The sequence below is a fragment of the Streptomyces sp. NH27 genome (assembly GCF_056859195.1).
On the sequence record NZ_JACEGK010000662.1, the window covers coordinates 1 to 3704 of the forward strand.

At 74.2% G+C, this 3704-nt stretch carries 2 protein-coding genes and 1 pseudogene; all 3 read right to left on the reverse strand.

Going from position 1 to position 3704, the window contains the following annotated elements; all coding sequences use genetic code 11:
* Window positions 1-87: 87 nt before the first annotated feature.
* Window positions 88-465: pseudogene (locus tag AC13HU_RS33985) on the reverse strand (NAD(P)H-dependent oxidoreductase); the annotation flags it as partial.
* Window positions 466-618: 153 nt separating this feature from the next.
* Window positions 619-1080 (reverse strand): MarR family winged helix-turn-helix transcriptional regulator, encoded by a 462-nt coding sequence (locus AC13HU_RS33990; RefSeq protein WP_483045844.1) that lies wholly within the window; start codon window positions 1078-1080, stop codon window positions 619-621.
* A 75-nt stretch (window positions 1081-1155) separates the two neighbouring features.
* The gene (locus tag AC13HU_RS33995; protein ID WP_483045845.1) at window positions 1156-3651 is read right to left on the reverse strand and encodes an ATP-binding SpoIIE family protein phosphatase; all 2496 of its coding nucleotides are present in this window, start codon (window positions 3649-3651) and stop codon (window positions 1156-1158) included.
* Window positions 3652-3704 lie beyond the last annotated feature (53 nt).

Genomic DNA, 3704 nt, shown 5'->3' on the forward strand with positions numbered 1-3704 from the left:
ACACCGGTGACCGCGACCCCGCTTTCGTGCGGTGCCCCTGGGGCCTGCGTCGGTTCTGGTGGTCGGCGCGGGCAACCCGGCCGCGAGCTACGCGGCCAAGCGCGCGGCGAGCGCCTTCTCCGTCGCGTCCGCGTGCGCCTGGGCCCGCGAGGCGTCCGCCGCGTCGATGAGCGAGGCCATCGCCGGGTTGACCCGGGCCAGGGTCAGCTCGGGGATGATGAAGTCGACGTCCAGCGAGAGCATCCCGGTCAGCACCTTCTCCAGGTACGTGGTCAGGAACTCGTAGCTCGCCCGCGGCGTGCCCGGGCCGTAGCCGCCACCGCGCGCGGCGACCACCGTGGTGGGCTTGCCGGCCACCGAGCCGCCCTCGCCCGCGGTCCGGCCGACCATGATCACCTGGTCCAGCCACGCCTTGAGGCTGGACGGGATCGTGAAGTTGTACATCGGGGCGCCGATGAGGATCGCGCGGACCCGGCCGCGGTGGGCGCGGTGCCGGACCCGGGTGAGTGCGCCACCGGGTGAGCGGGTGGGCCGTAGGGCGGCGCCGCTGAGGCCGAGGGCGCTGATCCAGTGGCCGCCGGGGTCGGGGGTGCTGCGGGCGCTGCGGGTGGACGGACGCTATGAGTGCGCCGACGCGTCCTCGTTGTACCGCACCAGGTAGTCGGCGAACCGTGCCAGATCCGCCGGGTCCCACGCCGCCAGCCGCTCCTTGAACGTCTCCTGCCGCCGTACCCGTGCCGCCGCCAGGCTCTCCACGCCGCGCGGCGCGAGGTGCAGCACCTGGACCCGGTGGTCGGTGGGGTCGGTGCGCCGTTCGAGGAAGCCGTCCCGCTCCAGGGCCGCCACCTGGCGACTGACCGTCGACTTGTCCAGCAGGTAGTGCGCGGCGAGGTCGGTCGCCCGGCAGCCCTGCTGCTCCTCCAGATGCGCGAGGATGGTGTACGCGACCAGGGACAGTTCGGGGTGCATGCGCGCGGCGGTGGCGCGGGCCCGCCGGGCGAACGCGGTCAGCTCGCGCTGGATGGTCTCCAGCGACGCGACGGACTCGGCCGGGCGGGCGGGGGTCGTTGCTGCTGACATCGCGGTCACGCTCCTGCCTGGTACGGCCGCGATCGAAGGTGATCGGCAGCGCAAGAGTTGTAGACTACAACGATATCAGCCGGGCAGCGGAAGCTCGAACCAGACCACCTTGCCGACCGCCTTCCGGCTCGTCCCCCAGCGCCGCGAGAGGTTCGAGACCAGCGCCAGCCCGCGCCCCCGTACGTCGTCCGCCTCGGCGCGCTGCAACTGCGGCAGGTTGTGGTTGTCGTCGCTCACCTCGACCAGCAGCTTGCCCACCCGCATCAGACGTAGCTCGACCTCGTACGAAGCGGCCTTGATCGCGTTCGTCACCAGCTCGCTGACCAGCAGTTCGGCCACGTCGCCGAGGCGTTCCAGGCCCCACTCGGCGAGTTGGCGGCGGGTCAGCTCGCGGGCCCTGGCCACCTCGCCGTAGTCGATCAGCAGGCTCCAGCGGACCACGTCCCGCGGGGCGACGCCCTCGAACCGGGCGACGAGCAGGGCCACGTCGTCCCTGCGGTCGTCGGAGTGCACCCGGGCGAGTATCTGCGCGCACACGTCCTCGGGGGACTGCTGCGGCTCGATCACATTGGCGCACAGGGCCGCCAGTCCGGCGTCGATGCCCTGCCCGCGCACCTCGACCAGCCCGTCCGTGCACAGCACCAGCCAACTGCCGTCCGGCGCGGGGATCTCCACCGTCTCGAACGGCACCCCGCCCACCCCGATGGGTGCGCCGCCGGGGATGCGCAGAAGTTCGCCGTGCCCGTCGGAGCCGGCCAGTACCGGCGGGATGTGGCCGGCGTTGGCGAGGGTGAGGGTGCGGTGGATCGGGTCGTACACCGCGTAGACGCAGGTGGCGAGGTGCTCGGTGCCCAGGCGGTGGGCGAGGTTGTCGAGGTGGCGCAGCAGCTGCGCGGGCGGCAGGTCCAGCCCGGCCATGGTGATCACGGCGGTACGGAACTGGCCCATCACGGCCGCCGCTTGCAGTCCGTGGCCCATCACGTCGCCGACGATCAGCGCCACCCGGCCGCCGGTCAGCTGGATCGCGTCGAACCAGTCGCCGCCGACCTGCGCCCGCCGGTCCCCCGGCATGTAGTGGTGTGCGATCCGGATACCGGGGATGCGGGGCGGCCGGGTCGGCATCATCGAGCGCTGCAGGGTGGCGGCGGCGCGCGATTCCTGCTGGTGCAGCCGGGCGTTGTCGATGTGCACGGCGCCGCGCGCGACCACTTCGGCGGCGGTGGCCGCGTCCCGGACGTCGAAGGGGCGGCGGCCGGGGCCGCGCAGGAAGTAGACCCGGCCGAGCACGGTGCCGCGGGCGGTCAGCGGCGCCACGATCAGGGAGTGGCCGGCCAGCAGCGGGCCGAGCACCGGAACGCCGAAGTCGAGCGCGATGTCCGGGGCGAGCGCGGGGTCCACCACGGGCACCAGGACGGGGTCGCCGAGCCGGGGCACCATGTCACCGGCGGGCAGCGCGAGCAGTTCCCCCTCGGGGAGCGCCGTCTCCCAGGCGCCGGGCGGACCTGGCAGCGCGGTGGTGACCCGGCGGACCAGCACGGTGTCGGACGGGCGGTCGTCCTTGGGCGGTTCGGCGTCGGAGAAGAGCTGGTCGACGACGAGCACGGAGGCGATGTCCGCGAAGCGCGGCACGGTGACGGAGCAGAGCTCGCGAGCGGTGGTGTGCAGGTCGAGGGTGGAGCCGATGATCGAGCCGGCGGCGCGCAGCAGGGCGAGCTGTTCGTCGAGGGCGTTGCCGGCGGGGTGGGGGATCGCGGCGGTGGGGTCGTCACGGTCGAGGCCGGCGCCGGCGTCGTTCTCGGCGTAGTCGTCGGCGTCGCGGTCCGGCCGGTCGGATCGGTTGGATCGGTCCGGACGGTCAGACCGATCGCCGGGCTGATGATCGGACGGTACGGATGCACCCGCCGCGTCCGGCGCGGCGCCGTCGTCGTCCGCCGGCACCCCGACCGTGGACATCGGATAGGAGGCGTACGAGGTCAGGGACGGCAGCGGCACCGCCGTCAGCGCCGACGCGCTGGACAGGTCACCGGACCGCGCGGCCGTACCGCCGGCGGTGGGCCCGGCCGGGTGCCGGGCGGCGCTCACCCGGGCCCCCGGCAGCAACTCCCTGCGGACAACGGTCTCGGCGCGGGCGGCCGCGGCGAGCCGGGCGCGTTCGTGCGGCACGACCGGCAGCCGGGCGCCGTCCTCGACTTCGAGTGCGGGGTGGCCGAGTGCCGCGATCTGCCGGACGATCCGGTCCAGCCGGCCCGGGCTGGCGCCCGGCAGCACATCGGCGAGCCGCCCGGCGAGCGCCTGGCCCGCGACCGGGTCGGCACTCGGCACGAGCACGGCGGCGACCGCGATGTCCTGGCGCTGCGGCCCCTCCGCGCTGTACGGCAGCAGCCGCCCGCCGAGCGCGATCCGCAGCCCGCCGGTGCGCAGCGGCTTGGCGTGGGTGGCGATGGCGAGCAGGCTCCGGCCGCCCGGCTCGACCAGCCGGTACGTCCACCACAGGACGTCCTTCAAGGTGCCGTCGCGGTCGGTGGCGGCCAGCGCGCCGGCCCACGAGGAGACGGTGATGTCGTCCAGCACTTCCAGGGTGTCCTGGCGGGCCTCGGCGGGACGTTTGTCCGTATGGCCGGCGG

Excerpts from the sequence above, each read along its gene's own strand:
- AC13HU_RS33990 (WP_483045844.1), bottom strand. The coding sequence starts at position 1,080 with ATGTCAGCAGCAACGACCCCCGCCCGCCCGGCCGAGTCCGTCGCGTCG.